Raw genomic sequence first — 25,496 nt, 5'->3', positions numbered from 1 at the left:
GGTTGGTAGTCAAATCAGAGGGGGAATTATGTTCTTTCAACAATTTGCGGATGAAAATTTTATCTTGAATAATCTTCATAAATGGTATGGTCATGATTGTCAGATTTCTCAGCTCTCAAAAGGTAGTGAAAATCTAAATTATTTGATTGATGGCCAGTTGGTGGTTCGTGTGCTTTATTTGGCCAAAAGTTCGCCAATTTTTTCGCAAGTCTTTCCGTATCTAGAAAGAGAAGTGTATTTTGTCAATACTTTATACGAGAACAAGTTAAATCCGCTTCGGTATCTGTCTTTTCCAGATGGGAAGTTCATTCATCGGCTGGATGTGAAGGCTGGAATTCTCTTTTTTCTGAAATATCCTTATTTAAGAGGTGAACGAATGACTTTCTCTTCCTATAATTTGACAAAACTTGCTCGAAAATTAGCAAATATACATAATTTTTCTCAGAGATATTTGATGACATTTGAAAGAGTCTCCTTTTATGACGACTTGATTTCTTCTTTGCATTTCAGAGCTTTTTCTTACAATCCTCAGCTTGAAAGAATCATTCCAGGCTATCAGGCATTGTGGAAAATATTTCAAGAGAACACAGAAATTTTGAAGTCAATGAAATCTGAGAGGGGGAATATTTTTATTCATAACGACTTACATAATGAAAATTTGCTGCTTTGCGAAAAGGAAGTAGTCATATTGGATTTTGGAGATTGCAGATATTCATTGCCTGAAGAGGATATTGGAACCTTGTTTTGGGGAATCCTGCAGAAAGTTGAAAGGTCAAAATATGAAGAAATGCTAGATCGTTTTTTTAAATATTATTCCAGACCAATCGATAAAACAGTTTGTTTTCGTTATGCCTTGCAGAGATTTTTAGATATTCATTTGTATTATCTGAATGAAAATCTAAAAGAAGCTGGCTTAATCAAGTATCAAAAAGAAAAATTCAACAAAGAAGAAGAAATGATTGATTTTCTCATATCGAAAATTACTGAATAATACTTGCTTAATAAAAATGTTTAAAGCTTGAAGCAGGGATTTGGCAATTATGATTTTAACCTTATTAATCCAATATTTATCCCGCTTGTCTTTGTGATTTATGTTATAATCTTACTATGCAAACCAAACCTACTTCTGCTTATGTGCACATTCCTTTTTGTACTCAGATTTGTTATTACTGCGATTTTTCCAAGGTTTTTATCAAAAATCAGCCGGTAGATAGTTATCTGGAGCATTTGATTGAGGAGTATGATTCTTACGACATCAAAAAGCTCCGTACCCTCTATATCGGTGGTGGGACTCCGACCGCTCTATCGGCGCGTCAGTTGGCTTTTTTGCTGGAAAAGCTGACAGACAAGCTGGACTTGTCTTATCTAGAAGAGCTGACTATTGAAGCCAATCCTGGGGACTTGGATCAGGAGAAGATTGCTGTACTTAAAGACTCGCCTGTCAATCGGGTTTCGTTGGGCGTACAGACTTTCAATGACCGCATGCTCAAGCAGATTGGCCGCAGTCACTCAGAAAAGGACATCTACGAGAATATTGCCAATCTCAAAAAAGCAGGTTTTGATAATATCTCGATTGACCTGATTTATGCCCTGCCCAAGCAGACTATGGAAGATGTGAAAATCAATGTAGCCAAGGCTATTGCTCTGGGCATTCCCCACATGAGTTTGTATAGCTTGATTTTGGAAAATCATACGGTCTTCATGAATCGGATGCGGCGAGGGAAGCTGCCTCTACCCAAGGAAGACTTGGAAGCGGAGATGTTTGACTACATTATAGCTGAGCTGGAAAAGGCGGGTTTTGAGCATTATGAGATTTCTAACTTTTCTAAGCCAGGATTTGAGAGCCGCCACAACCTCATGTACTGGGATAATGCGGAGTATTATGGTATCGGAGCAGGAGCGTCTGGCTATGTCAATGGTGTCCGCTATAAAAACCATGGACCGATTCGTCATTATCTGCAGGCAGTGGAAGCGGGCAATGCCCGTGTGCAGGAAGAAGTGCTGACACTGAATGAAAAGATGGAAGAAGAGATGTTTCTAGGATTGCGGAAGAAGTCAGGTGTTTCTAAAAAGCGTTTTGAGGAAAAATTCGGTATTTCCTTTGAAGATCAGTACGGAGCTGTTGTGGCTGAACTGACTGAGCAGGGCTTGCTAGTGCCAGACAGAGATATCGTACGCATGACCAAACAAGGCCTCTTTTTGGGCGATACGGTTGCTGAGAAATTTATATTGGAGTAAATCATGGGCTTAACTTATCAAATGAAAATGAAAATTCCTTTTGATATGGCAGATATGAATGGCCATATCAAGCTGCCGGATGTCATCCTGCTATCCTTGCAGGTATCAGGGATGCAGTCGATTGAGCTTGGTGTCAGTGATAAGGATATGCTGGAGCAGCATAATCTGGTTTGGATTATCACGGACTATGATATTGATGTGACACGTTTGCCACGATTTGCAGAGGAGATTACTATCGAAACAGAAGCCTTAACTTATAATCGGCTCTTTTGCTACCGTCGCTTCACGATTTTTGATGAAGCAGGTCAGGCCATTATTCAGATGATGGCAACCTTTGTCCTTATGGATCGGGATAGCCGCAAGGTTCGTGCCGTTGATCCGGAGATTGTAGCGCCATACCAGTCTGACTTTTCCAAGAAATTACTGCGCGGTCCTAAGTATCCAGACTTGGAAAATCCTGTCAGCAAGGACTACCATGTACGCTTTTATGACTTGGATATGAACGGACATGTCAACAATAGCAAGTATCTGGACTGGATCTTTGAGGTCATGGGTGCAGACTTCCTCACTCAGCACATTCCCAAGAAAGTCCATCTCAAGTATGTCAAGGAAGTCCGTCCGGGCGGCATGATTGCTTCTAACTATGACTTAGAAGGTTTGCAGAGCAATCACCAGATTTCTAGTGACGGCGAAGTCAATGCCCAGGCTTTGGTGACCTGGCAAGAGTTTAAACAAGAGAATTAGGAAGAGCAGACATGACTTATAAAGGATATTTGATTGATTTAGATGGGACGATTTATAAGGGAAAGAGCCGGATTCCGGCTGGTGAAGCTTTTGTGCATGAGTTGCAGAAGCGTAAGATTCCCTACCTTTTCGTGACTAATAATACCACACGCACGCCAGAAGCAGTGCAAACCATGCTGGCTGAAAATTTCAATATTGAGACGCCGCTTGAGACAATTTACACAGCGACTTTAGCTACCATTGACTATATGCAGGAGAAAAATCTAGGCAAGAAAGCTTACGTTATTGGTGATGTCGGGCTTAAACATGCCATTGAAGAAGCTGGATATATAGAGGACACAGAAAATCCTGACTATGTAGTAGTGGGTCTGGACTGGGAAGTGGACTATGAGAAGCTGACAATAGCGACTCTGGCCATTCAAAAGGGTGCTCACTTTATCGGAACTAATCCAGATCTTAATATTCCGACAGAACGAGGTCTGCAGCCGGGAGCGGGTGCTATCAACGCCCTCTTGGAAGCAGCCACTCGGGTTGAGCCCACCTTTATCGGCAAGCCCAATGCCATCATCATGGAAAAAGCCATAGAGCATCTAGGACTGGCGCGTGAAGAAGTGGTCATGGTGGGTGATAACTATCTGACAGATATTCGAGCGGGAATTGACAATGGCATTCCGACTCTCTTGGTGACGACAGGTTTTACCCTGCCAGAAGAGGTGCCCAATCTGCCTATCCAACCAACGCATGTCTTGTCCAGTCTAGCGGAGTGGGACTTCGATGCGTGATAAGTTGAGATTTTCAGCCAGTGTCTTGTGCTTGTTGGCGGCAGCTATCTTGCTAACCATTTATCTGGCTTGGCTCTTATATCCGATGGAGATTTCTTATTTCAACTTGCCGGATAAGGTTTATTTGAAAGCAGAGACCATTCAGTATAATTTTAATATTTTGATGAATTACCTGACCAATCCTTTTAGTCAGAAACTGGCGATGCCGGATTTTCGTTCGTCAGCAGCAGGTCTGCATCATTTTCAGGCAGTCAAGTATCTTTTTCACTTGGCGCAAGCTATTTTTCTAGTTGCTCTGCCTGCTTTGATTTTCTTTATCAAAAAAGTAGTCAAAAAGGGATTTTTAGGTCTCTACAGACGGGCTTTTCTAGTGATTAGCCTCTTGCCGTTTGTCTTTGCTGGACTGGCTTTTATGATTGGTTTTAACAATTTTTTCACTCTCTTTCATCAGGTTCTCTTTGCCGGAGACAATACTTGGATGTTTGACCCGGCCAAGGATCCAGTCATTTGGATTCTGCCAGAAGAATTTTTTATGCACGCCTTTATTCTTTTTGCTTTGCTTTATGAGGGAATCTTTTTGACCTTGTATTTTCTGAGCAGAAAGGATAAAGAGCAAACTTAAAACAGGAGATTTTATGTATTATATACCCGAACCTTTAAATCCTAAAAAAGATCTAGGACGATTTTCAGCGACTTGCTTTACTTATTTATGGGTTATGCTTGCTGCTGTCTTCATTTACGTATTTGTTGCCTTTTTTGTCATCATGTCAGGGCAAGGTATGGACATTCAAAAGACGCAAGACATTGTTACCAAATTCATGGAAAAGGACGGTGGAGCCTATATTCTAGCTTCCTGTCTCGGTGTTCTTACTTTCACTGTGTCTCGGGGTAAGCAGCTCTTTAAATACGACCTTCGTCGCAAGGGGCGGAAGATGACTCCTAAAGTTTTCTTTTATATGATTTGCTTCCTTTTATTCGCCCAAATGTTTACAGCTGTTGTCAATCAGATCATGCAGGCTATCATGCAACTCTTCAATCTAGATCTTTCTAGTATGGAATCAGGAGGCGGCGGTTCTGAAACACTGACCATGTTGATTTATTCATCCTTGATGGCTCCGGTTACGGAGGAAATTATTTTCAGAGGTGCTGGATTGAGAGCGTTAGAGAAGCATGGAAAGATTTTTGCCATTCTTCTGACTGCGATTTTGTTTGGTCTCTTTCATGAAAATCTTTATCAGTTTTATTTTGCTAGTTTGATTGGTTTAGGTTTTGGCTATATCGCTTTTGAGTATTCGATTATCTGGTCTATCATTTTTCATGCTCTCAATAACTTTGTCATAGCAGAAGGTATAGCTTTTCTTTCAAAAAAAGCTCCAGAGCCTATTGTTAACATCGTTTTTTACGGCCTATTAATCGCTGGCAGTACAGTATTTCTTTTGCTCTTAATCTTGAAATGGCCAAAATTTAAGGAATACATTGATGCCAATCGTTCGCTCCCAGGAACCTACCGACAGGCTTTTAAATCAGTCTGGTTCTGGGTTCTGGTTGTGTTTACTTTTCTTGGAACCTTTCTGCCTGTTATGGCAGCCTATATTGTATCCTTGATCAATAAAAGCTAATTGCCTTTTATTTGGCAACTATGCAATGATATGAAAGAAGTTGGATATAGTCCAGCTTTTTTTGTTCGATAAAAAGATAGAAAATGAAAGATTTTGATAGAAAGTGCTTGACATTGAAAAATAAAGAGGTATAATAATAATCGTAAACGATTCCAAAGGAGGTGCTTTATGCTGAAGTCGGAAAGAAAGCAAGTTATTTTAGAGACAGTCATAAGAGAAAAATTTGTTTCTTTAGATTATCTAGTACATGCTTTAAACACTTCAGAATCAACTATCAGAAGAGATTTGGATGAGTTGGAGAGCGAGCACAAGCTGCGACGAGTTCATGGTGGAGCCGAGAGCCTTCATTTTCTACAGGAAGAAGAGAGTAATCAGGAAAAATCTATCAAAAGCATTCAAGAAAAGTCAGCTATTGCCAAGATGGCAGCTACTTTGATTCAAGAGCATGATGTGATTTTTATTGATGCGGGGACAACCAATGAGCTCTTAGTCAATGAGCTGCATGACCCTAGAGTGACAGTCGTCACCAACTCCATTCACCATGCGACCAAGTTGGTGGAGCGCAATATCCCGACGGTCATTATCGGCGGAAAGGTCAAGCGTTCAACGGATGCTAGCATCGGCGGTGTGGCTCTGAATCAAATCGGTCAGTTGAATTTCGATAAGGCCTTTATTGGAATGAATGGCATTGACGATGGCTTCTTTACCACTCCAGATATGGAAGAAGGAGCTGTCAAAAGAGCGATTTTAGAGAACGCTAAGAAGACTTATGTGTTGGCTGATCTTTCTAAACTAGGACAGACGTCCTTTGTCAAGGTCGCTCCTCTTGCCAAAGCAAGCATTATTACTAATCAAAATGAATCAGAAGTGATTCAAGCGCTGAAAGAAAAAACGGAGGTGATTGAAGTATGATTTATACTGTCACACTAAACCCTTCCATCGACTATATTGTCCGTCTGGACAAAGTCCTTATAGGAAGCGTCAATCGGATGGACAGTGACGACAAATTCGCTGGCGGGAAGGGAATCAATGTTAGCCGAGTTCTCAAACGTCTAGGTATTGAGAATACAGCGACTGGCTTTATCGGTGGGTTTACTGGTAAGTTCATCACAGATACTCTGGAAGAAGAAGGAATTTGCAGCCATTTTGTAGAAGTTGAGCAGGATACTCGTATCAATGTCAAGATTAAAGCAGATGCTGAGACAGAGATTAACGGACCAGGTCCAGAAATTTCCAGTCAGAAACTAGAAGAGTTGGAATCATTTCTTTCTTCTCTGACTTTAGAAGATACGGTAGTCTTCGCAGGCAGCAGTCCTAAAAATCTAGGAAATGTTGTTTACAAGGAGTTGATTGGACTGACCAGAAAGACGGGAGCACAAGTTGTCTGTGACTTTGAAGGTCAGACGTTACTGGATTCTTTGGAGTTTGAGCCGCTTTTGGTCAAACCTAACAACCACGAACTAGGTGATATTTTCGGAGTCAAGCTCGAAAGCTTGGATCAGATTGAGAGGTATGCCCGTCAAATCTTAGACAAGGGTGCCCAGCATGTCATCATTTCCATGGCTGGTGACGGTGCCCTGCTGGTAACTCAAGAGGGTGCTTACTTCGCTAAACCTATCAAGGGCAATGTGAAAAATTCTGTTGGTGCTGGCGACTCTATGGTAGCTGGATTTACCGGAGAGTTTGTCCGCTCTGGCGATGTTATCCAAGCCTTCAAATGGGGAGTGGCCTGCGGAACAGCAACCACCTTCTCAGATGACTTGGCGACAGCTGATTACATAAAAGAAATCTATGAAAAAGTAGAGGTAGAAAAAATATGAAAATTCAAGACTTACTAAGAAAAGATGTGATGTTGCTAGACTTGCAGGCAACAGAGAAAAAAGCTGTTATCGAAGAAATGATTCAGAGCCTAGTGGATCATGGTTATGTGACAGACTTCGAGACTTTCAAAGAAGGGATTTTGGCTCGTGAAGCCTTGACTTCTACAGGCCTGGGTGATGGAATCGCTATGCCTCACAGCAAAAATTCTGCAGTGAAAGAAGCGACTGTCCTTTTTGCCAAGTCAAATAAAGGCGTCGATTATGAAAGTTTGGATGGCCAGCCAACTGATCTTTTCTTCATGATTGCAGCTCCAGAAGGTGCTAACGATACTCACTTGGCTGCCTTGGCTGAATTGTCTCAATACTTGATGAAGGGTGGTTTTGCGGATAAATTGCGCCGAGTGACTTCGCCTGATCAGGTGATTGAGCTCTTTGACCAAGCTTCAGAAAAAGCAGAAGAACCTGCTGTCGTCGAACCTGCCAATGAAGGCGGAGACTTCCTTGTAGCCGTAACAGCTTGTACAACAGGGATTGCGCATACCTACATGGCTCAAGAGGCTTTGCAGAAGGTCGCTGCTGAAATGGGTGTCGGCATCAAGGTTGAAACTAACGGTGCTAGTGGTGTTGGAAATAAGCTGACAGCAGAAGATATCAAAAATGCTAAAGCTGTTATCATCGCAGCTGACAAGGCCGTAGAGATGAATCGCTTTGACGGCAAGCCGTTGATCAATCGTCCAGTTGCAGACGGTATTCGTAAGACAGAAGAACTGATTAATCTTGCCCTTTCTGGAAATGCAGAGATTTACAAGGCAGCTAACGGTGGAGGTGCGGCAGAATCAAGCAATGAGAAACTTAGTCTGGGCGGCGCTTTTTACAAACACTTGATGAGCGGTGTTTCTCAAATGTTGCCATTCGTTATTGGTGGCGGTATTATGATTGCCATTGCTTTCTTACTGGATCAGATCTTAGGTGTACCAAAGGAACAGCTTTCTAATCTGGGGAGTTATCATGAGATTGCAGCGCAGTTTAAAACAATTGGTGGAGCGGCCTTTGGCTTCATGTTGCCAGTATTAGCTGGTTATATCGCTTACTCAATCGCTGAAAAGCCAGGTCTGGTTTCTGGTTTCGTAGCTGGTGCAATTGCAAGCAGCGGTGCATCATTTGGCGGTGTTGCCTACGCTGAAGGCGGTCAGAAAACTCTTGATTTAGTTGGTGTATCATCAGGTTTCCTTGGTGCTTTGGTAGGAGGATTCCTAGCTGGTGGTGTTATCCTGCTTCTTCGCAAGCTTCTTGCAGGTCTGCCTCGCTCACTTGAAGGTATCCGTTCAATCTTGCTCTTGCCTCTTCTGGGCGTTCTTGTGACTGGATTTGTGATGTTGGCGGTCAATATTCCAATGTCAGCAATCAATACAGCCCTGAACGATTTCTTGGCAAGTCTGAGCGGAAGCTCTGCTGTCCTCCTCGGTCTCTTAGTCGGTGGTATGATGGCTGTCGATATGGGTGGGCCGGTTAATAAGGCTGCTTACGTATTTGGTACTAGTACACTGGCAAGCACTGTTTCAACTGGTGGTTCTCCTGTTATGGCAGCGGTAATGGCAGCTGGTATGGTTCCGCCTTTGGCAGTATTTATTGCGACTCTTTTGTTCAAACATAAATTCACTGAAGAAGAACGTGATTCAGGTTTGACAAACATTGTTATGGGACTATCTTTCATTACAGAAGGAGCGATTCCGTTTGGAGCTGCTGACCCAGCCCGTGCTATTCCAAGCTTTATCGTAGGTTCCGCTCTTACAGGTGCTCTTGTAGGCTTGTCTGGTATCAAGCTCATGGCTCCTCACGGAGGAATCTTCGTTATCGGATTGACAAACAATCCAATCCTTTACTTGGTATATGTATTGATTGGTGCAGTAGTCAGCGGTATTATCTTTGGTTACCTGCGCAAACCACTTAAAAAATAATATTTAAAAGAATCTCGCTTTTGTTAGTGAGGTTCTTTTTTGTGTTTTTATCTTGAAATTTTAGCATGGAAACTTCGCTCGATATATGGTATAATGGGCCTATCGCATATTTTTAGGAGAATAAAAATGAACATACAGCGCGAAAAAGAATTTGTTAGTCAGTACCATTTTGACGCCCGAAATTTTGAGTGGGAAAAAGAAAATGGAACACCTGAAACCAAGGTTGATGTGAATTTCCAATTGGTAAAAAGAGATGTCGAAGCCCACACAACTTCATTGATTGTGATTTTGACCTTTATGATTGTTTTTGAGAATTTTGTTATCAGCGGAACTATTTCGCAAGCCAACCACATTCACGGTCGCCTTATTGAGGAACCAAGTGAATTTGACCACGATGAAGTAGAAGAACTGGCTCGGCCTTGCTTGACCATGCTCAATCGCTTGACTTATGAAGTGACAGAAATTGCTCTGGATTTGCCAGGCATTAATTTGGAGTTTTAATTATGAAGTTAGCGGTTATCACAGATTCATCGGCCTATCTGCCGGCTTCGCTGCTGGAGAATGAAAATCTTTTCGTCTTGGATATTCCAGTCGTGATTGCTGGTGAGACTTATGTCGAAGGCAGAAACTTAACAGCTAGTGAATTTTATGAAAAAATGGATCAGTCAGATGAACTACCCAAGACCAGTCAGCCTAGCATTGCTGACCTAGAAGAGATTCTCACCATTCTAGACGGAAAAGACTATACCCATGTTCTGGGACTCTTTCTATCTAGCGGAATTTCTGGTTTTTATCAAAACATTCAGTATCTGAAAGATGAATTTCATGGTTTGCAAATTGCCTTTCCAGATTCTAAGATTACCAGTGCACCGCTCGGTATTATGGTTCAATCTGCTCTAGAATGGGCAGAAGAAGGACTAGATTTTGAAACAATTTTAGCTAATGTTCAAAAGCAGATTGATGGCACCAGCGCCTTTATCATGGTGGATGACTTGAACCACTTGGTCAAAGGAGGACGCCTGTCTAACGGCGCAGCTATTCTGGGAAATCTGCTCAGTATCAAGCCTATTCTGTATTTTAACGATCATGGTGTGATAGAGGTTTTTGAAAAGATTCGGACGGAGAAGAAGGCAACCAAGCGTATGCTGGAACTTGTCCAAGAAAGAACAGCAGGCGGTGCTTATCGGATTATGGTTATCCATGGAAATGCGCCAGAAAAAGCAGCTGAGCTTCAGCAAAATCTGCTAGACATTGGTATTACTAGTGAAGTTCCTATCGCAACCTTTGGCAGTGTCATTGGAACGCACCTAGGTAAGGGTAGCGTTGCACTTGCTTATATTCCTGTGGTTTGATTGTCTGATTGTCTGATTGTCTGATTGTCTGAATGTCTGGGCTTATCTCTGTAAGGAGGAGAAACATGAGTATTAAAGTTATTATTGCTGGTTTTAAAGGAAAAATGGGCCAAGCAGCCTACAAAATGGTAACAGAAGATCCGGAACTAGAATTAGTTGGACTGCTGGATCCTTTTACGGATGAAAAAGAAGTGGCTGGTGTTCCTGTTTTCAATGCTAAGGAAGAATTGGCTGGACTGGAAGCCCATGTCTGGGTTGATTTTACAACCCCTAAAGTAGCTTATGAAAATACTCGCTTCGCCCTAGACCAGGGATTTTACCCGGTGGTCGGAACGACAGGTTTTACTCCTGAGCAGTTGGAAGAGTTAATCAAACTGTCTAGAGAAAAGGAGCTGGGTGGATTGATTGCTCCGAACTTTGCTTTGGGAGCTGTTTTGCTGATGCAGTTTGCAGCTCAGGCAGCTAAGTATTTCCCAAATGTAGAAATTATCGAACTGCACCATGACCAGAAAAAGGATGCTCCGAGTGGGACAGCTATCAAGACAGCTGAGCTCATCAGCCAAGTAAGACCAAGCAAGCAGCAGGGAGCTGCTGATGAGGAAGAGTCTATAGTTGGCGCCCGCGGAGCCGATTTCGATGGCATGCGTATCCATTCGGTTCGCTTGCCAGGTTTGGTTGCCCATCAAGAAGTAATCTTTGGCAGCCAGGGAGAGGGATTGACCCTGCGGCATGATTCCTATGACCGTGCTTCCTTTATGACAGGAGTTAATCTCGCTATTAAAGAAGTTGTCAAACGCTCAGAATTAGTCTATGGATTGGAACATTTACTATGAGATTAGAAACTCTGCCTTCTGAATTTCAGGAGGCTTTGCCAGTATTAGAGAAGATAAAAGCGGCTGGCTTTGAAGCTTATTTCGTTGGGGGTTCTGTTCGAGATGCCCTTTTGCAGCGACCTATTCACGATGTGGATATCGCTAGCTCCAGCTATCCTGAGGAAACCAAGCGTATCTTTGAACGGACAGTTGATGTGGGGATTGAGCATGGAACTGTCTTAGTTCTGGAAAATAACCGTGAATACGAAGTGACGACTTTCCGGACCGAGGATGTCTATGTGGATTACCGCAGGCCCAGCAAGGTTTCTTTTGTGCGCTCATTGGAAGAAGATCTTAAGCGGCGCGATTTCACCATCAATGCTCTAGCTTTGGATGAAAACGGCCAGGTCATCGATCTTTTTCAAGGCTTGGATGACTTGGAAAATCGGATTTTGCGGGCTGTTGGGACGGCTGCTGAGCGTTTTAATGAAGATGCTCTCCGCATCATGCGGGGCTTTCGTTTTCAAGCTGCCTTAGATTTTGACCTGGAGCAAGATACTTTTGCGGCTATGAAGGATTGTGCTCCCTTGCTTGAAAAGATTTCGCTTGAACGAATTTTTATCGAGTTTGACAAGCTCTTGCTGGCTCCGTTTTGGCGCAACGGTTTAGAGGCACTCTTGACAAGCGGTGCCATAGAATTTTTGCCAGATTTGAAGGGAAGCAGAGCTAAGTTAGAAAGGCTCTTTGACTTGGCTTCAGATTTTTGCTTTTCAGCATCCGAGCAAGCTTGGGCAGCCCTTTTACTGGCCTTGGATGTGCAAAATGTCAAAGGATTTCTAAAAAAATGGAAGACCTCTCGTGAATTTGCCAATAAAGTAGAAGATTTGGTTGAGATTGCGGCCATTCGTTCAGAACGAGACTTGACCAAGCGAGACTGTTATGACTATGATATTGACTTATTGTTACAAGCAGAGGAGCTTCGACAGGCGCAAGGTTTGGTAGTTGATTTCTCTGCGATTCAGAATCTTGATGCCAGTCTGACTATTCGCAGCAAGCAGGAAATGGTGGTCAATGGCGGCATGCTGATGCGGGAGTTCGGCTTTGAGTCAGGACCAAAACTGGGTCAAATTCTGAAAGAGTTGGAATACGCTATTGTAGATGGCCATTTACCTAATGACTTAGAGACCATTTATGCTTATATCGAGGAGAAGAAATGAGCGATTTTATCGTTGACAAGCTAACCAAATCAGTAGGAGATAAGACTGTTTTTCGGGATATTTCCTTTATCATTCATGATTTAGACCGGATTGGTCTGATTGGTGTTAATGGAACAGGAAAGACAACGCTGCTGGATGTCTTGTCGGGAAAGTCGGGCTTTGACGGAGATGTCAGCCCTTTTTCTGCTAAGACAGGCTATAAAATTGCTTATCTGACTCAGGAGCCTGATTTTGATGAGGAGCAGACGGTGCTTGATACTGTTTTGTCCAGTGATTTACGGGAAATGCAGTTGATTCGAGAGTATGAGCTGCTCCTGACGGCTTATGATGAAAGTCAACAGTCTAGACTAGAAGCGGTTATGGCCGAGATGGACTCGCTCCATGCTTGGGAAATCGAAAGCCAGGTTAAGACAGTCCTGACCAAACTTGGTCTAACAAATCTGTCTCTCAAGGTTGGTCAGTTATCAGGAGGCCTTCGTCGCCGAGTGCAGCTGGCCCAGGTTCTCTTAGGTGATGCCGATTTGCTCTTACTGGATGAGCCGACTAACCACCTAGACATTGATACCATTGAATGGCTGACGCATTTCTTGAAAAACTCAAAGAAGACCGTCCTTTTCATCACACACGACCGCTATTTCTTGGATAATGTTTCAACTCGGATTTTTGAGCTGGATGGCGGTCGCTTGGTTGAATATCAGGGAAATTATCAAGACTATGTCCGTCTCAAAGCAGAGCAGGATGAGCGGGATGCGGCCTTGCTCCATAAGAAGCAGCAGTTATACAAGCAGGAGCTATCCTGGATGCGGCGGCAGCCTCAGGCTCGGGCAACCAAGCAACAGGCTCGGATCAATCGTTTTCATGACCTCAAGAACGATTTGGCCGGTCAGACGACTGACAGTAATCTGGAAATGAACTTTGAAACCAGTCGTATCGGTAAGAAAGTCATCGAGTTTCAAAATGTAGACTTTGCTTATGACTATAAACCTATTCTCACTCAGTTTAGTCTTTTAATCCAGAACAAGGACCGCATAGGCATCGTCGGAGATAACGGTGTCGGCAAGTCGACCTTGCTCAATTTGATTGCTGGTAAACTTCAGCCTCAGGCTGGTCAGCTCATTATCGGAGAGACAGTCCGAGTCGCCTATTTCTCTCAGCAGATCGAAGGCTTGGATGAGTCTAAGCGGGTCATCAATTACCTGCAAGAAGTGGCCGAGGAGGTCAAGATAGGCAGTGGAACGACTTCCATTGCAGAACTCTTGGAGCAATTTCTTTTTCCACGCTCTACACATGGAACTTTAATCGAAAAGCTTTCTGGCGGAGAGAAAAAGCGTCTTTATCTGCTCAAACTTCTCTTGGAAAAGCCGAATGTCTTGCTTCTTGACGAGCCGACTAACGATTTGGATATCGCAACTCTGACGGTCTTGGAAAATTTTCTGCAAGGTTTTGTAGGTCCAGTCATTACAGTCAGCCACGACCGCTATTTCCTAGACAAGGTAGCCAGCAAGATTTTGTCTTTTGAGGATGGAAGTATCAGAGAGTTTTTCGGGAATTACACGGATTACCTGGATGAAAAAGCCTTTCTAGCAGAAAGCTCTGCTATTTCCCAAAAGACTGAAAAGGAAAAATCGGCCAAAGTGCGCGAGGAGAAAAAGCGCATGACCTACTTTGAAAAGCAGGAGTGGGAGTCTATTGAGGCTGATATCGAGGCGCTGGAGGAGCGGATTTCTGAGATTGAAGCGGCCATGCAAGAGAATGGTTCGGACTTTGCTCGCCTGTCTCAACTCCAGCAAGAACTGGATGAGCAGAACGAGAAACTGCTGGAAAAATACGAGCGCTATGAATACCTGAGTGGTTTAGATGGATGAAAGAAGTAGTGTTTAGGCAGAGCTGGTTGAAGATATTCATTTTAGCTATATCGGCGAGCGCTCTTGCTGGCTTTTTGACTGCAGTTCTTGTATTACCATCTAAAAACGGATACCTATTATTTGACTCCAATATTTCTGTGATTGAAAAGATGTTTTTAGTGATAGGTACAATTGTTTTTGATTTTCTGTCTATTTTAGTATGGCTTTGTTTGTTTAGAGATAAACGTTTTCTTCATCTAACGGAACAGGGATTTTACTTCAGACCCCTTCTTTTTAGAGAAGTTTCGTTTTATAGTTGGGAAGAAATCCAGAGGATAGACTATAGAATTGAACGTATTCGACATTATGGGAAGATCCAATTATTCAATAAGAGACATATTTTGACAGTTCATTTCCATTCTGTAAATCTTCCTCTTTTAAAAAGAAGAAGAACTGCTTATAGAAAGAGTAAAAAATTGAAGTTTGGAATCCCTGAGTCGTTAGAAATTACTCTTATGTTACTCAAAAAAGAGAAGCCAAAACATATTTATGAAACGATGATGGATTACCATAATCAATGGCGAGCAAGTCAGAAGGATAATTAAGGTGAAGATATAGTCCGAACAGTTTCATATACTGTTAATCTAAAACCTTTAGAGATGAAACGGAGGCATCTATGAAACTAAGATTGGAAAATACTGACTCAAAGAAAATACAGGAACTGGGAAATTTAATCAGATCCTACAATCAATCTAAGAGGGAGCCCTCCAAAAGCGAACCTCTTAACATCTATGTAGAAGATGAACAAGGAAATCTGCTAGCCGGTATGTCGGCCGAAACTTTTGGGAATTGGCTGGAGATTGAGTATTTGTATGTGAGCGAAGATTTACGAGGGCAAGGCATAGGATCAGAAATACTGTACAGGGCTGAACAGGAAGCTAGGGAAAGGAAATGCAAATATTCATTCGTGGATACGTATCAATTTCAAGCCCCGGATTTTTATAAAAAGCACGGCTATACAGAAGTGTTTGCGCTGAAAGACTATCCTTATACTGGTGAAAGATATTATTATACAAAAGACTTGTGAGTTTACTTTGGGAATAAAGAAAAATTCGATTTTTACTTTTCTTTATGCAAACCTTTTCCTTACTGAAAAAATCTGATATAATGATGATAAATAAAACACAGAGGAGAATATCATGTCGAAAAAAATAATCGGAATTGACCTTGGTGGAACATCTATTAAGTTTGCTATTTTGACTTCAGAGGGCGAAATTCAAGAAAAATGGTCCATTAAAACCAATATTTTGGACGAAGGTAGCCACATCGTAGAGGATATGATTGAGTCAATCCTGCATCGTTTGGACTTGCTTCAGCTTTCAGCAGAGGATTTTATCGGAATTGGTATGGGATCGCCAGGAGTTGTTGACCGAGAAAAGGGCACTGTTATTGGTGCTTACAACCTCAATTGGAAGACGCTGCAGCCGGTCAAGGATAAGATTGAAAAAGCGACTGGGATTCCTTTCTATATTGACAACGATGCTAACGTTGCCGCTTTGGGCGAACGTTGGATGGGTGCTGGAGAGAACCAGCCTGATGTAGTCTTTATGACACTGGGTACAGGTGTTGGCGGAGGAATCGTTGCAGAAGGCAAGCTCTTGCACGGACTTGCTGGAGCAGCAGGAGAGTTGGGTCATATCACTGTTGACTTCGATCAGCCGATTCAATGTACCTGTGGCAAGAAGGGATGCTTGGAGACGGTTGCATCCGCGACTGGTATTGTCAATCTGACTCGCCGCTATGCTGATGAGTATGCTGGTGATGCTGAGATGAAAAAACTGATTGACAACGGTGAAGATGTTAATGCAAAGGTTGTCTTTGACTTAGCGAAAGAAGGCGATGAGCTAGCTCTGATTGTCTATCGCAATTTTGCTCGCTATCTAGGAATTGCCTGTGCTAATATCGGCTCTATCCTCAACCCATCTACAATCGTTATCGGGGGTGGCGTATCAGCTGCGGGTGACTTCCTGCTGGATGGTGTGCTCAAGGTTTATGAAGAGAACAGCTTCCCGCAGGTTCGCACTTCAACCAAGTTGGCCTTGGCTACTCTTGGAAATGATGCTGGCGTTATCGGGGCAGCTTCATTGGTATTACAATAATTCTACAAGTATGCTTCATTTGTTCTCCTGCAGAAAGGTCTGTAGGAGAATTTTTATGGAAAATTTGCTATACTAGAAAAAGCTCACTGAACGAAGGAGAAATCATGACGCTAGCAGATACGATTTTCAAAGAGAATATTAAAAAAATTATGGAGCAGGGTGTTTTTTCTGAAAATGCCCGTCCGCGCTACAAGGATGGAAATGTGGCCAATTCCAAATATATCACTGGCTCTTTTGCGGAATACGATTTGAGCAAGGGAGAATTCCCAATCACGACTCTGCGCCCTATTGCCATCAAGTCTGCCATCAAGGAAGTTCTTTGGATCTATCAAGACCAGTCTAATAGCTTGGAATTGCTCAATGACAAATACAATGTTCATTATTGGAATGACTGGGAAGTTGGCGATACAGGTACTATTGGCCAGCGCTACGGAGCTGTTGTCAAGAAGCACAATATTATCAATAAAATTCTCCAACAGTTGGAAGCCAATCCTTGGAACCGTCGCAATATCATCTCTCTCTGGGATTATGAAGCTTTTGAAGAAACAGATGGCCTGCTTCCATGTGCTTTTCAAACCATGTTTGACGTTCGTCGTGTGGATGGAGACATTTATCTGGATGCAACTCTGACTCAGCGCTCAAATGATATGTTGGTTGCGCACCATATCAATGCTATGCAGTATGTGGCTTTGCAGATGATGATTGCCAAGCATTTTGGCTGGAAGGTCGGTAAGTTCTTTTACTTTATCAATAACTTGCACATCTATGACAATCAGTTCGAGCAGGCGGAAGAGTTGTTGCGTCGGGAACCTAGCGACTGTCACCCTAGGCTCGTGTTAAATGTTCCGGATGGAACCAATTTCTTTGATATCAAAGCAGAAGATTTTGAGTTGTTGGACTATAATCCCGTTAAACCTCAGCTGAAGTTTGATTTGGCTATTTAACGATTTTGATAAGTGTATGCGAAAACGTCCAACCTCTGCAAAAGTTCTGCTTGAATCATACTTTAAACATGCCTTTTTACAGCAAATTTGATAGAATAGAGTTACTAATACAAAGGATAAAAGGATGACAAAGAAGATTATTGCCATTTGGGCTCAGGCAGAGGGTGGTCTGATTGGAAAAGACAAGGTCATGCCCTGGCATCTACCAGCAGAATTGCAGCATTTTAAGGCTACAACTACTGGACATGCTATTTTGATGGGCCGTGTGACCTTTGATGGTTTGCAGCGTCGGGTTTTGCCAAATCGGATTAGTCTGATTTTGAGCAGGGACAAGAACTATCAAGTTGACAATGAAAATGTCTTACTGTTCAGCAATGTGGAAGATGTCTTGGATTGGTACCACAAGCAAGATAGAAACTTGTATATTATCGGCGGTGCGCAGATTATCAAGGCTTTTGAACCGTATTTGGAAGAATTGATTCAGACTCAGATTGCTGCTAAGCTTGAAGGAGACACCTATTTCCCTGAGACATTTGACTGGGCTCCTTATCAGGAAGTTAGCAGTGAATTTCATGCCAAAGATGAAAAGAACCCTTATGATTTCACTATAAAAAGATACCAAAGGAAGGACTCGTAAGAATGGAACGTAGTATTTTTGGTTTTTTTACGGCCTTTTTATGTGTCATTTGTCTTATTTGTGCCGTTCAAACCTTTCGGAAAAAGCGGTTTGGACTGGCGGCTTTATTTTTGCTGAATGCTTTTACAAATCTTGTAAATTCCATTCATGCTTTTTATATGACACTTTTTTAACATGTATGAAAGAAAATAAATAGATTTAGAATTTTAGAATTGGAGTAAACAATGCCTACAAGTCGTAATGATGATATGATGGTTTTTTGTTCTTTCTGTGGGAAGAACCAAGATGAGGTGCAGAAGATTATAGCTGGTAACAATGCCTTCATCTGTAATGAATGTGTGGAACTGGCACAGGAAATCATCCGTGAAGAGCTAGCCGAGGAAGTGCTGGCAGATCTATCTGAGGTACCAAAACCTCAGGAGCTGCTGAATATCTTGAACCACTATGTTATTGGGCAAGACCGAGCTAAGCGTGCCTTAGCAGTAGCGGTCTATAATCACTACAAGCGTATTAACTACCATGACAGCCGCGAAGAAGAAGATGTGGAACTGCAAAAGTCAAATATTTTGATGATTGGCCCGACTGGGTCAGGTAAGACCTTCTTGGCGCAGACTCTGGCTCGCAGTCTCAATGTGCCTTTCGCCATTGCGGACGCAACTGCTCTGACTGAAGCTGGTTATGTCGGTGAAGACGTGGAAAATATCCTCCTCAAACTTTTGCAGGCAGCTGACTTTAATATCGAGCGTGCTGAGCGCGGGATTATCTATGTTGATGAGATCGACAAAATTGCCAAGAAAGGTGAGAACGTCTCAATTACTCGTGATGTTTCAGGCGAAGGAGTTCAGCAAGCTCTGCTGAAGATTATCGAAGGTACCGTAGCTAGTGTACCTCCGCAAGGTGGACGCAAGCATCCGCAGCAGGAAATGATTCAAGTTGATACTAAGAACATTCTCTTCATTGTTGGCGGTGCTTTTGACGGTATCGAAGAAATCGTAAAACAGCGTCTGGGTGAGAAAATCATTGGTTTCGGTCAGAATAACCGAGCAATCGACGAAGATAGTTCCTATATGCAGGAAATTATCTCGGAAGACGTCCAAAAGTTTGGGATTATTCCTGAGTTGATTGGTCGTTTGCCTGTTTTTGCTGCTCTGGAGCAACTAACAGTTGATGATTTGGTTCGGATTTTGAAAGAGCCTAGAAACGCCCTTATTAAGCAGTATCAGGCACTTCTATCTTATGATGACGTTAAGCTTGAATTTGACGAGGATGCTCTGCAGGAGATTGCCAATAAAGCGATTGAACGTAAAACAGGTGCTCGCGGTCTTCGTTCTATCATCGAAGAAACTATGATGGATGTCATGTTTGAAGTTCCAAGTCAGGAAAATGTCAAACTTGTCCGCATTACCAAAGAAGCAGTAGATGGAACAGATAAGCCTATTCTAGAAACTGCCTAACGAGGTGCTTATGGAAATCAATACCCACAACGCAGAGATTTTGCTGAGTGCAGCCAATAAATCGCATTACCCTCAAGATGATATTCCAGAAATTGCCTTAGCTGGCCGATCAAACGTTGGAAAGTCCAGCTTCATCAATACACTGCTTAATCGTAAGAATTTAGCGCGAACTTCAGGAAAACCTGGAAAAACTCAGCTGCTAAACTTTTTCAACATTGATGATAAACTGCGTTTTGTCGATGTGCCAGGTTATGGCTATGCCCGTGTTTCCAAAAAAGAGCGTGAAAAATGGGGCCGGATGATTGAGGAGTATCTGACCAGTCGTGAAAATCTCAGAGCGGTTGTCAGCCTTGTCGATCTGCGGCATGATCCGAGCGCAGATGATGTGCAAATGTATGAATTTCTGAAATATTATAACATTCCAGTTATTCTAGTAGCGACCAAAGCTGATAAAATCCCTCGCGGAAAATGGAATAAGCACGAGTCAGCTATTAAGAAAAAACTGGACTTTGACAAAAATGATGATTTCATTCTTTTTTCCTCAGTCACCAAGGATGGCTTAGATGCTTCTTGGGACGCGATTTTGTCAAAAATTTAATAATACGAATTAAATCCAACTCGTCTTTTGAGTTGGATTTTTTGAAATAAAACGAAAAATGTCATATACTTGTAAATTATCAATAGTGTTTTTTTAATCTTTAGTATGTTACAATGGTATCATTAACATCTTATTCAGGAGAAGTGCTGTGAAAAAGAGAATTTCAAAAAAAGGTAAGAGAATCCTTTCAGCTTTATTCATCATGACAACAACGATTGCTGTTGGCGTCGTCTTGGCCAAGCATATTAATCCTGCTAGCGCTAATAATAGCGATCAGCAGCCTATGAATCAGACAGACTATTTCATTTCACAAATCGGTGAGCCAGCTCGTCAGTTGGGACAGGATAATGATCTTTATGCCTCTGTTATGATTGCACAGGCTATTTTGGAAAGTGGCTCAGGACAGTCTGGTCTGTCTGGTGAACCTCATTATAACCTTTTCGGTATCAAAGGTCACTATGATGGTCAGTCTGCTAATATGGAGACTTGGGAAGATGACGGAGAGGGAAATGCTTATACCATCAACGACAGTTTCCGTTCATATCCTAGCTATGTAGAGTCTCTGCAAGACTATGTTTCGGTTCTCAAACAGGGGCATTTTGCAGGCGCATGGAAGAGCAATGCACCAACCTATCAGGATGCAACAGCTGCCCTGACTGGTGTCTATGCGACAGATACTAGCTATAATGCTAAATTGAATTATATTATTGAAAAATATGATTTGACTCGCTTTGATTCACCACTCTATGAGTCTGGTGCTGGCTATATCGTTTACAATCCTTATCGTCAGCAATACACTACTCAAGATATTTTGGACGTCGATACTGCCTGGGCGAATAGATTTTAATGAAGACAACAAAAAAGAGGGAGACCTCTTTTTATGTTTAATCGTAGATTCTAGGAGTATTTCATGGGAAAATTTAAAGATTTGCTTGATGAGCAAGAAATTATTATTTTAGATGGAGCCTTAGGTACAGAGTTGGAAAGCCGAGGTTATGATGTATCTGGTAAGCTTTGGTTCGCTCAATACCTATTAGACCAGCCTCGGATTATTCAAAATGTGCATGAAAGCTATGTAAGAGCTGGCAGTGACATCATCACTACGTCCAGTTATCAGGCTAGCATTCCAGCATTTATAGAGGCAGGACTAACTACTGAAAAGGCTTATAATCTTTTAAAAGAGACAGTCTTCTTAGCACGGAAGGCAATCGAAAATACCTGGCAAGTCTTATCTCCAGAAGAGCAGAAACAGAGACCTTATCCTCTGGTTGCAGGCTCGGTAGGGCCTTATGCTGCCTATTTAGCTGATGGTTCCGAGTATACGGGAGACTACCAGCTGAGTGAAGAAGAATTTCGAGATTTTCACCGTCCGCGTATCCAAGCTTTACTAGAAGCCAGGAGTGACTTGCTGGCTATTGAAACGGTCCCAAATGGAGCAGAAGCGGCAGCAATCCTCCGACTTTTAGCAGAGGAATTTCCACAGGCTGAGACTTATTTGTCCTTTGTCGCCCAGTCAGAGAATGCCATATCAGATGGCACCAAGATTGAGGAATTAGGGAATTTGGCTCAAGAAAGCCCACAAGTTTTGGCAGTTGGTTTTAATTGTACAGCTCCACATTTAATTGCTCCATTATTAGATGGGCTTGGACAAGTGTGCAACAAACCTTTTCTGACCTATCCAAACTCTGGCGAAACTTATAACGGCTTGACCAAGACTTGGCATGACGATCCAGAGCAGGAGCGGAGCTTGCTGGAAAGTAGTAAACTTTGGCAAAATCAAGGTGTACGTCTTTTTGGTGGTTGCTGTCGAACACGGCCAGAAGATATTACTCGGTTAGCAAAAGGATTTAAGGGTTGAAAATAGATTTTCAATCCTTTTTTAGAAAATTTAAAAAGGTTCTCGAAAACGCTATCAAAAGCAAGAACTTTGTGATATACTATTCATAGTTTAAATTAATAGGAGAATTTTTTATGCCTGAATCGACATTTATCCCTAAAATTGAAGCAGCTTGCCGCAAAAAAGAAGCTTTGTTTGATACAAGCAAGGCCAAGTATGCCGTTCGTTCCATTTTTGCTGGAGCTTTCCTAACCTTTAGTACTGGGGCTGGGGCTATTGCGGCAGATTTGACGAATAAGATTGTTCCAGGAACTGGGCGTTTTCTCTTTCCTTTCATCTTTGCTTGGGGATTGGCTTACATTGTTTTTCTAAATGCAGAGTTGGTGACTTCCAATATGATGTTTCTAACTGCTGGTACCTTTTTGAAGAAGATTGACTGGAAAAAAGCCTTGATGATTTTGCTTTATTGTACCTTTTTCAATCTGATTGGCGCTTTGATTGCCGGCTGGCTCTTTGCTAACTCGGCTGCTTACGCAGGGCTTAGCAAAGATAGTTTCATTTCTGGTGTTGTGCAGATGAAGCTTGCTCGATCTAATGAGCTGATTCTACTCGAGGGAGTCTTAGCCAATATCTTTGTTAATATTGCTATTCTTTCCTTTGTTTTGGTCAAGGATAGTACAGCTAAGCTCTTCTTAGTTATATCAGCCATTTATATGTTTGTATTCCTGACTAACGAACACTTGGCAGCCAACTTTGCTTCCTTCGCTATCGTGAAATTCAGATCAGCAGCAGCGGAAGTACAAAATTTTGGTATTGGAAATATCCTTCGCCATTGGGGCGTAACCTTTATCGGCAACCTCATTGGTGGTGGCCTACTCATAGGTTTGCCATACGCTTGGTTTAATAAAAAGGAAGAACATTACGTAGATTAAAATGCAGCCTTATGGCTGTATTTTTTTGAAAAAACATTTAAATTTCACACTTTAAAGGTCTAATTCAAACAAAGAAGTCAATTCCATTCCATTCAGTTCTCTAGTACGATCTTTGACTAACTTTCTAGTCTCTTTTTTAATGTTCATTGACTTTCAATCTCTAATATCTAAGCAAAACAGTTGACAGATTTATCGAAGTTTGTTAAATTAATTTGGTATATTATGTAATCAAAAGGAGATGTTATGAATAAGATTACTATTCAGTCACCAGATGGAAGAAAAGTCAAAACCTTGTCACCATCCTACTCTATTACAACGTTACTATTTAGTTTTTTTGTCCCGCTTTTTCGAAAGGACTGGAAATACTTTGGTATTATTTTAGGTTCTTTCTGCGCTTTGCTTGTTATTGCTGTGCTTTTCATTCCAGAAGATTTGTTAAAGCCAACTGGAACAGCCTTTAATTTCTTTTGGACTTTTTTCTATAATCGTTTTTGGATAAAAGATCGTGTTTTCAATGACGGATGGCTGCCTGCCGATGAAGAAAGCAGAAATCTGCTTAAGAAGACTTTTCCTAATATGTCATAAAACTACTGAAATAAATTTTTTCTATGATAAACAAAGTTAAATACACAAGAGGGGGGATGCGATATAAAAGGAGATAAAGAATTGAGTTTAGGAGGAACTGAGGAAAGTGGGAAAAAGATTTAGGTTTTCGCCGCTTAGAGCTAGAATTTTGATGATGATTGGTCCAGTAATGAGTGCTATCTTCTTTGGTTTTTTTTCGTGCGGTTATATTTATTATGCATTGGAGTTAGGTATTTCATTTTGGCTAGATTTGATTCGTGATAATTTTATGTTTATTCTTTTCTTTATTTGGATCCATATGAGTTTAGTCGAGTCTATCTATAGAATGATAAAAAATAATCTTCTGTTAAACAGCAATATTCAGGAATTGAGAGGTTGTTACCCTGAGCTTGAAGATAGCTGGGACTATCTCAACGATGCGGACTACCTTGACAAAGATTTGCAAGTTTTGGTTTATGGCGATCATCTCATTTGTTACAGGACATTTGATATTGTCTACCTACCAGAATGTTCTAAGATAGGTGCATTTATGAAGGCGTCTGTTTTTCGTCTTTCCCGTTTTCGTGAGGTAAGACGAGTTCATTTTTCTGCATGGTACCTTGATGGCAGTGAATCTGAACTCCGGACAGATGAGTTGCGAAAGTTTATTGGAATGAATCAGAAAGCTCATAAAGACGCCTTATTTGATTATATAAGAGAGAACTTTGATTATATTGAACTCGAAACATACGACTAAGGGAAAGAAGTAGATATTAGTCAAGTAAGAAATTTGCAGAAAATAATGACTAAATTTAAAAAAGATTGTATAAAAAGCTTGCAATCTTTTTTTTCTTTTGCTATAATTATCAATGGTTTGAAAAAACTGCCTAAGACAGTAGGGGAGCTCGACTCATAAAGATCCTACCGAGGACAAAACGTATCATGTAAAAAGAAGCGTATTGTACTTTCGTGTCTAGGTTTGGGCGCGTTTTTCTTTTGGAAAATTCCCCAAGCAAAATAATTACGGAGGTGAAACACTAAATGAGTGAAGCTATTATTGCTAAAAAAGCGGAGCTGGTTGACGCAGTTGCTGAGAAAATGAAAGCTGCTGCATCTATCGTCGTTGTGGACGCTCGTGGTTTGACTGTTGAGCAAGATACCGTTCTTCGTCGTGAGCTTCGTGGAAGCGAAGTTGAGTATAAAGTTATCAAAAACTCAATCTTGCGTCGTGCAGCTGAAAAAGCTGGACTTGAAGACTTGGCATCTGTTTTTGTTGGACCATCTGCAGTAGCATTTTCTAACGAAGATGTTGTTGCTCCAGCGAAAATCTTGAACGACTTTGCTAAGAACGCTGATGCACTTGAAATCAAAGGTGGTGCAATTGAAGGCGCTGTCGCATCAAAAGAAGAGATTCTTGCACTTGCAACTCTTCCAAACCGCGAAGGACTTCTTTCTATGCTCCTTTCTGTACTTCAAGCGCCAGTTCGCAACGTTGCACTTGCTGTCAAAGCAGTTGCAGACAACAAAGAAGACGCAGCTTAATCTTAAGCTACGCAGCGTAGCCTAGCTACGAAAAAAATATTATAAATTTAAAAATTATTTGGAGGAAATAACAATGGCATTGAACATTGAAAACATTATTGCTGAAATTAAAGAAGCTTCAATCCTTGAATTGAACGACCTTGTAAAAGCTATCGAAGAAGAATTTGGTGTAACTGCGGCTGCTCCTGTAGCTGTAGCTGCTGCTGGTGCTGGTGAAGCTGCCGCTGCTAAAGATTCATTTGACGTTGAATTGACTGCAGCTGGTGACAAGAAAGTCGGCGTTATCAAAGTTGTACGTGAAATCACTGGTCTTGGCCTTAAAGAAGCTAAAGAACTTGTTGATGGTGCGCCAAACGTTATCAAAGAAGGCGTTGCTGCAGCAGAAGCTGAAGAACTTAAAGCTAAATTGGAAGAAGCTGGAGCTTCAGTTACTCTTAAATAAT

General features: G+C 41.7%; 29 protein-coding genes and 1 other annotated feature. All 29 genes read left to right on the top strand.

The window, feature by feature from the left end:
- Positions 1–28 precede the first annotated feature (28 nt).
- The 29 genes from O3620_RS10220 to rplL all read left to right on the top strand — a co-directional run bounded on the left by O3620_RS10220 (position 29) and on the right by rplL (position 25,495).
- A complete protein-coding gene (locus O3620_RS10220; RefSeq protein ID WP_371601700.1) occupies positions 29–991 on the top strand; it encodes an aminoglycoside phosphotransferase family protein in 963 nt (320 codons plus the stop codon).
- A 116-nt stretch (positions 992–1,107) separates the two neighbouring features.
- Positions 1,108–2,238 (top strand): radical SAM family heme chaperone HemW, encoded by a 1,131-nt coding sequence (hemW, locus tag O3620_RS10215; RefSeq protein ID WP_002900447.1) that lies wholly within the window; start codon positions 1,108–1,110, stop codon positions 2,236–2,238.
- A 3-nt stretch (positions 2,239–2,241) separates the two neighbouring features.
- The gene (locus O3620_RS10210) at positions 2,242–2,982 is read left to right on the top strand and encodes an acyl-ACP thioesterase domain-containing protein (protein WP_371601699.1); all 741 of its coding nucleotides are present in this window, start codon (positions 2,242–2,244) and stop codon (positions 2,980–2,982) included.
- Between the two features lie 11 nt (positions 2,983–2,993).
- Entirely contained in the window at positions 2,994–3,764 is a 771-nt protein-coding gene (locus O3620_RS10205) for a TIGR01457 family HAD-type hydrolase (protein ID WP_002919085.1), read from the top strand.
- Positions 3,757–4,386, top strand: coding sequence for a TIGR01906 family membrane protein (locus tag O3620_RS10200; protein ID WP_002919083.1), 630 nt, complete (start codon positions 3,757–3,759; stop codon positions 4,384–4,386). Before O3620_RS10205 ends, O3620_RS10200 begins: the two co-directional genes overlap by 8 nt.
- Before the next feature lie 13 nt (positions 4,387–4,399).
- Positions 4,400–5,383: a CPBP family intramembrane glutamic endopeptidase gene (locus O3620_RS10195; RefSeq protein ID WP_002919080.1), complete on the top strand. Its 984-nt coding sequence runs from the start codon at positions 4,400–4,402 to the stop codon at positions 5,381–5,383.
- A 168-nt stretch (positions 5,384–5,551) separates the two neighbouring features.
- The gene (locus tag O3620_RS10190; RefSeq protein WP_002919079.1) at positions 5,552–6,295 is read left to right on the top strand and encodes a DeoR/GlpR family DNA-binding transcription regulator; all 744 of its coding nucleotides are present in this window, start codon (positions 5,552–5,554) and stop codon (positions 6,293–6,295) included.
- Entirely contained in the window at positions 6,292–7,203 is a 912-nt protein-coding gene (gene pfkB / locus O3620_RS10185) for a 1-phosphofructokinase (protein ID WP_002919078.1), read from the top strand. Before O3620_RS10190 ends, pfkB begins: the two co-directional genes overlap by 4 nt.
- A complete protein-coding gene (locus O3620_RS10180) occupies positions 7,200–9,161 on the top strand; it encodes a fructose-specific PTS transporter subunit EIIC (protein WP_002919077.1) in 1,962 nt (653 codons plus the stop codon). The genes pfkB and O3620_RS10180 overlap by 4 nt, the downstream gene beginning before the upstream one ends.
- 126 nt (positions 9,162–9,287) lie before the next feature.
- Complete coding sequence (locus O3620_RS10175; RefSeq protein WP_002915309.1) at positions 9,288–9,662, top strand: DUF1149 family protein; 375 nt, start codon at positions 9,288–9,290, stop codon at positions 9,660–9,662.
- 2 nt (positions 9,663–9,664) lie between these two features.
- On the top strand, positions 9,665–10,513 hold the full coding sequence (locus O3620_RS10170; RefSeq protein WP_002919076.1) for a DegV family protein: 849 nt from the start codon (positions 9,665–9,667) through the stop codon (positions 10,511–10,513).
- A gap of 65 nt (positions 10,514–10,578) precedes the next feature.
- Positions 10,579–11,346: a 4-hydroxy-tetrahydrodipicolinate reductase gene (dapB, locus tag O3620_RS10165; protein ID WP_002919075.1), complete on the top strand. Its 768-nt coding sequence runs from the start codon at positions 10,579–10,581 to the stop codon at positions 11,344–11,346.
- Entirely contained in the window at positions 11,343–12,542 is a 1,200-nt protein-coding gene (locus O3620_RS10160; protein WP_371601698.1) for a CCA tRNA nucleotidyltransferase, read from the top strand. The genes dapB and O3620_RS10160 overlap by 4 nt, the downstream gene beginning before the upstream one ends.
- Positions 12,539–14,407, top strand: coding sequence for an ABC-F family ATP-binding cassette domain-containing protein (locus O3620_RS10155; protein ID WP_371601697.1), 1,869 nt, complete (start codon positions 12,539–12,541; stop codon positions 14,405–14,407). The genes O3620_RS10160 and O3620_RS10155 overlap by 4 nt, the downstream gene beginning before the upstream one ends.
- On the top strand, positions 14,404–14,991 hold the full coding sequence (locus O3620_RS10150) for a hypothetical protein (RefSeq protein WP_002917317.1): 588 nt from the start codon (positions 14,404–14,406) through the stop codon (positions 14,989–14,991). Before O3620_RS10155 ends, O3620_RS10150 begins: the two co-directional genes overlap by 4 nt.
- Before the next feature lie 71 nt (positions 14,992–15,062).
- Positions 15,063–15,473, top strand: coding sequence for a GNAT family N-acetyltransferase (locus O3620_RS10145; protein ID WP_002917316.1), 411 nt, complete (start codon positions 15,063–15,065; stop codon positions 15,471–15,473).
- A gap of 112 nt (positions 15,474–15,585) precedes the next feature.
- Positions 15,586–16,545 (top strand): ROK family glucokinase, encoded by a 960-nt coding sequence (locus O3620_RS10140; RefSeq protein ID WP_002919069.1) that lies wholly within the window; start codon positions 15,586–15,588, stop codon positions 16,543–16,545.
- A 104-nt stretch (positions 16,546–16,649) separates the two neighbouring features.
- Entirely contained in the window at positions 16,650–17,489 is an 840-nt protein-coding gene (locus O3620_RS10135; RefSeq protein ID WP_002902863.1) for a thymidylate synthase, read from the top strand.
- Between the two features lie 124 nt (positions 17,490–17,613).
- Positions 17,614–18,126, top strand: coding sequence for a dihydrofolate reductase (locus O3620_RS10130; RefSeq protein ID WP_002902864.1), 513 nt, complete (start codon positions 17,614–17,616; stop codon positions 18,124–18,126).
- 2 nt (positions 18,127–18,128) lie between these two features.
- The gene (locus O3620_RS10125) at positions 18,129–18,299 is read left to right on the top strand and encodes a hypothetical protein (protein WP_002895584.1); all 171 of its coding nucleotides are present in this window, start codon (positions 18,129–18,131) and stop codon (positions 18,297–18,299) included.
- 51 nt (positions 18,300–18,350) lie between these two features.
- Positions 18,351–19,580, top strand: a complete 1,230-nt coding sequence (gene clpX / locus O3620_RS10120; protein WP_002895582.1) for an ATP-dependent Clp protease ATP-binding subunit ClpX — start codon at positions 18,351–18,353, stop codon at positions 19,578–19,580.
- Between the two features lie 10 nt (positions 19,581–19,590).
- Complete coding sequence (yihA, locus tag O3620_RS10115) at positions 19,591–20,178, top strand: ribosome biogenesis GTP-binding protein YihA/YsxC (protein WP_002917306.1); 588 nt, start codon at positions 19,591–19,593, stop codon at positions 20,176–20,178.
- Positions 20,179–20,326: 148 nt separating this feature from the next.
- A complete protein-coding gene (locus tag O3620_RS10110; protein ID WP_002917305.1) occupies positions 20,327–21,025 on the top strand; it encodes a glucosaminidase domain-containing protein in 699 nt (232 codons plus the stop codon).
- A gap of 63 nt (positions 21,026–21,088) precedes the next feature.
- Positions 21,089–22,036 carry a homocysteine S-methyltransferase gene (gene mmuM, locus O3620_RS10105; protein ID WP_371601695.1) on the top strand — a complete coding sequence of 316 codons (948 nt, stop codon included), beginning with the start codon at positions 21,089–21,091 and terminating at the stop codon, positions 22,034–22,036.
- A 113-nt stretch (positions 22,037–22,149) separates the two neighbouring features.
- On the top strand, positions 22,150–22,947 hold the full coding sequence (locus tag O3620_RS10100) for a formate/nitrite transporter family protein (protein WP_371601693.1): 798 nt from the start codon (positions 22,150–22,152) through the stop codon (positions 22,945–22,947).
- A gap of 243 nt (positions 22,948–23,190) precedes the next feature.
- A complete protein-coding gene (locus tag O3620_RS10095; protein WP_002919065.1) occupies positions 23,191–23,532 on the top strand; it encodes a hypothetical protein in 342 nt (113 codons plus the stop codon).
- A 106-nt stretch (positions 23,533–23,638) separates the two neighbouring features.
- Positions 23,639–24,268 (top strand): hypothetical protein, encoded by a 630-nt coding sequence (locus O3620_RS10090; protein WP_002919064.1) that lies wholly within the window; start codon positions 23,639–23,641, stop codon positions 24,266–24,268.
- A 111-nt stretch (positions 24,269–24,379) separates the two neighbouring features.
- Positions 24,380–24,515, top strand: a sequence feature (ribosomal protein L10 leader region).
- A 37-nt stretch (positions 24,516–24,552) separates the two neighbouring features.
- Positions 24,553–25,053 carry a 50S ribosomal protein L10 gene (rplJ, locus tag O3620_RS10085; protein ID WP_002897628.1) on the top strand — a complete coding sequence of 167 codons (501 nt, stop codon included), beginning with the start codon at positions 24,553–24,555 and terminating at the stop codon, positions 25,051–25,053.
- Positions 25,054–25,126: 73 nt separating this feature from the next.
- The gene (gene rplL / locus O3620_RS10080; RefSeq protein WP_002895571.1) at positions 25,127–25,495 is read left to right on the top strand and encodes a 50S ribosomal protein L7/L12; all 369 of its coding nucleotides are present in this window, start codon (positions 25,127–25,129) and stop codon (positions 25,493–25,495) included.
- Position 25,496 lies beyond the last annotated feature (1 nt).

Source organism: Streptococcus sp. 27098_8_134, assembly GCF_041431675.1.
Lineage (GTDB): Bacteria > Bacillota > Bacilli > Lactobacillales > Streptococcaceae > Streptococcus > Streptococcus sanguinis_R.
This window is presented reverse-complemented; position numbering and strand designations above follow the sequence as displayed.

What these genes read in the sequence shown, in the direction of transcription:
- O3620_RS10220 (WP_371601700.1), top strand. Translation starts at nt 29, where the DNA reads ATGTTCTTTCAACAATTTGCGGATGAAAATTTTATCTTGAATAATCTT.
- hemW (WP_002900447.1), top strand. Translation starts at nt 1,108, where the DNA reads ATGCAAACCAAACCTACTTCTGCTTATGTGCACATTCCTTTTTGTACT.
- O3620_RS10210 (WP_371601699.1), top strand. Translation starts at nt 2,242, where the DNA reads ATGGGCTTAACTTATCAAATGAAAATGAAAATTCCTTTTGATATGGCA.
- O3620_RS10205 (WP_002919085.1), top strand. Translation starts at nt 2,994, where the DNA reads ATGACTTATAAAGGATATTTGATTGATTTAGATGGGACGATTTATAAG.
- O3620_RS10200 (WP_002919083.1), top strand. Translation starts at nt 3,757, where the DNA reads ATGCGTGATAAGTTGAGATTTTCAGCCAGTGTCTTGTGCTTGTTGGCG.
- O3620_RS10195 (WP_002919080.1), top strand. Translation starts at nt 4,400, where the DNA reads ATGTATTATATACCCGAACCTTTAAATCCTAAAAAAGATCTAGGACGA.
- O3620_RS10190 (WP_002919079.1), top strand. Translation starts at nt 5,552, where the DNA reads ATGCTGAAGTCGGAAAGAAAGCAAGTTATTTTAGAGACAGTCATAAGA.
- pfkB (WP_002919078.1), top strand. Translation starts at nt 6,292, where the DNA reads ATGATTTATACTGTCACACTAAACCCTTCCATCGACTATATTGTCCGT.
- O3620_RS10180 (WP_002919077.1), top strand. Translation starts at nt 7,200, where the DNA reads ATGAAAATTCAAGACTTACTAAGAAAAGATGTGATGTTGCTAGACTTG.
- O3620_RS10175 (WP_002915309.1), top strand. Translation starts at nt 9,288, where the DNA reads ATGAACATACAGCGCGAAAAAGAATTTGTTAGTCAGTACCATTTTGAC.
- O3620_RS10170 (WP_002919076.1), top strand. Translation starts at nt 9,665, where the DNA reads ATGAAGTTAGCGGTTATCACAGATTCATCGGCCTATCTGCCGGCTTCG.
- dapB (WP_002919075.1), top strand. Translation starts at nt 10,579, where the DNA reads ATGAGTATTAAAGTTATTATTGCTGGTTTTAAAGGAAAAATGGGCCAA.
- O3620_RS10160 (WP_371601698.1), top strand. Translation starts at nt 11,343, where the DNA reads ATGAGATTAGAAACTCTGCCTTCTGAATTTCAGGAGGCTTTGCCAGTA.
- O3620_RS10155 (WP_371601697.1), top strand. Translation starts at nt 12,539, where the DNA reads ATGAGCGATTTTATCGTTGACAAGCTAACCAAATCAGTAGGAGATAAG.
- O3620_RS10150 (WP_002917317.1), top strand. Translation starts at nt 14,404, where the DNA reads ATGAAAGAAGTAGTGTTTAGGCAGAGCTGGTTGAAGATATTCATTTTA.
- O3620_RS10145 (WP_002917316.1), top strand. Translation starts at nt 15,063, where the DNA reads ATGAAACTAAGATTGGAAAATACTGACTCAAAGAAAATACAGGAACTG.
- O3620_RS10140 (WP_002919069.1), top strand. Translation starts at nt 15,586, where the DNA reads ATGTCGAAAAAAATAATCGGAATTGACCTTGGTGGAACATCTATTAAG.
- O3620_RS10135 (WP_002902863.1), top strand. Translation starts at nt 16,650, where the DNA reads ATGACGCTAGCAGATACGATTTTCAAAGAGAATATTAAAAAAATTATG.
- O3620_RS10130 (WP_002902864.1), top strand. Translation starts at nt 17,614, where the DNA reads ATGACAAAGAAGATTATTGCCATTTGGGCTCAGGCAGAGGGTGGTCTG.
- O3620_RS10125 (WP_002895584.1), top strand. Translation starts at nt 18,129, where the DNA reads ATGGAACGTAGTATTTTTGGTTTTTTTACGGCCTTTTTATGTGTCATT.
- clpX (WP_002895582.1), top strand. Translation starts at nt 18,351, where the DNA reads ATGCCTACAAGTCGTAATGATGATATGATGGTTTTTTGTTCTTTCTGT.
- yihA (WP_002917306.1), top strand. Translation starts at nt 19,591, where the DNA reads ATGGAAATCAATACCCACAACGCAGAGATTTTGCTGAGTGCAGCCAAT.
- mmuM (WP_371601695.1), top strand. Translation starts at nt 21,089, where the DNA reads ATGGGAAAATTTAAAGATTTGCTTGATGAGCAAGAAATTATTATTTTA.
- O3620_RS10100 (WP_371601693.1), top strand. Translation starts at nt 22,150, where the DNA reads ATGCCTGAATCGACATTTATCCCTAAAATTGAAGCAGCTTGCCGCAAA.
- O3620_RS10095 (WP_002919065.1), top strand. Translation starts at nt 23,191, where the DNA reads ATGAATAAGATTACTATTCAGTCACCAGATGGAAGAAAAGTCAAAACC.
- rplJ (WP_002897628.1), top strand. Translation starts at nt 24,553, where the DNA reads ATGAGTGAAGCTATTATTGCTAAAAAAGCGGAGCTGGTTGACGCAGTT.
- rplL (WP_002895571.1), top strand. Translation starts at nt 25,127, where the DNA reads ATGGCATTGAACATTGAAAACATTATTGCTGAAATTAAAGAAGCTTCA.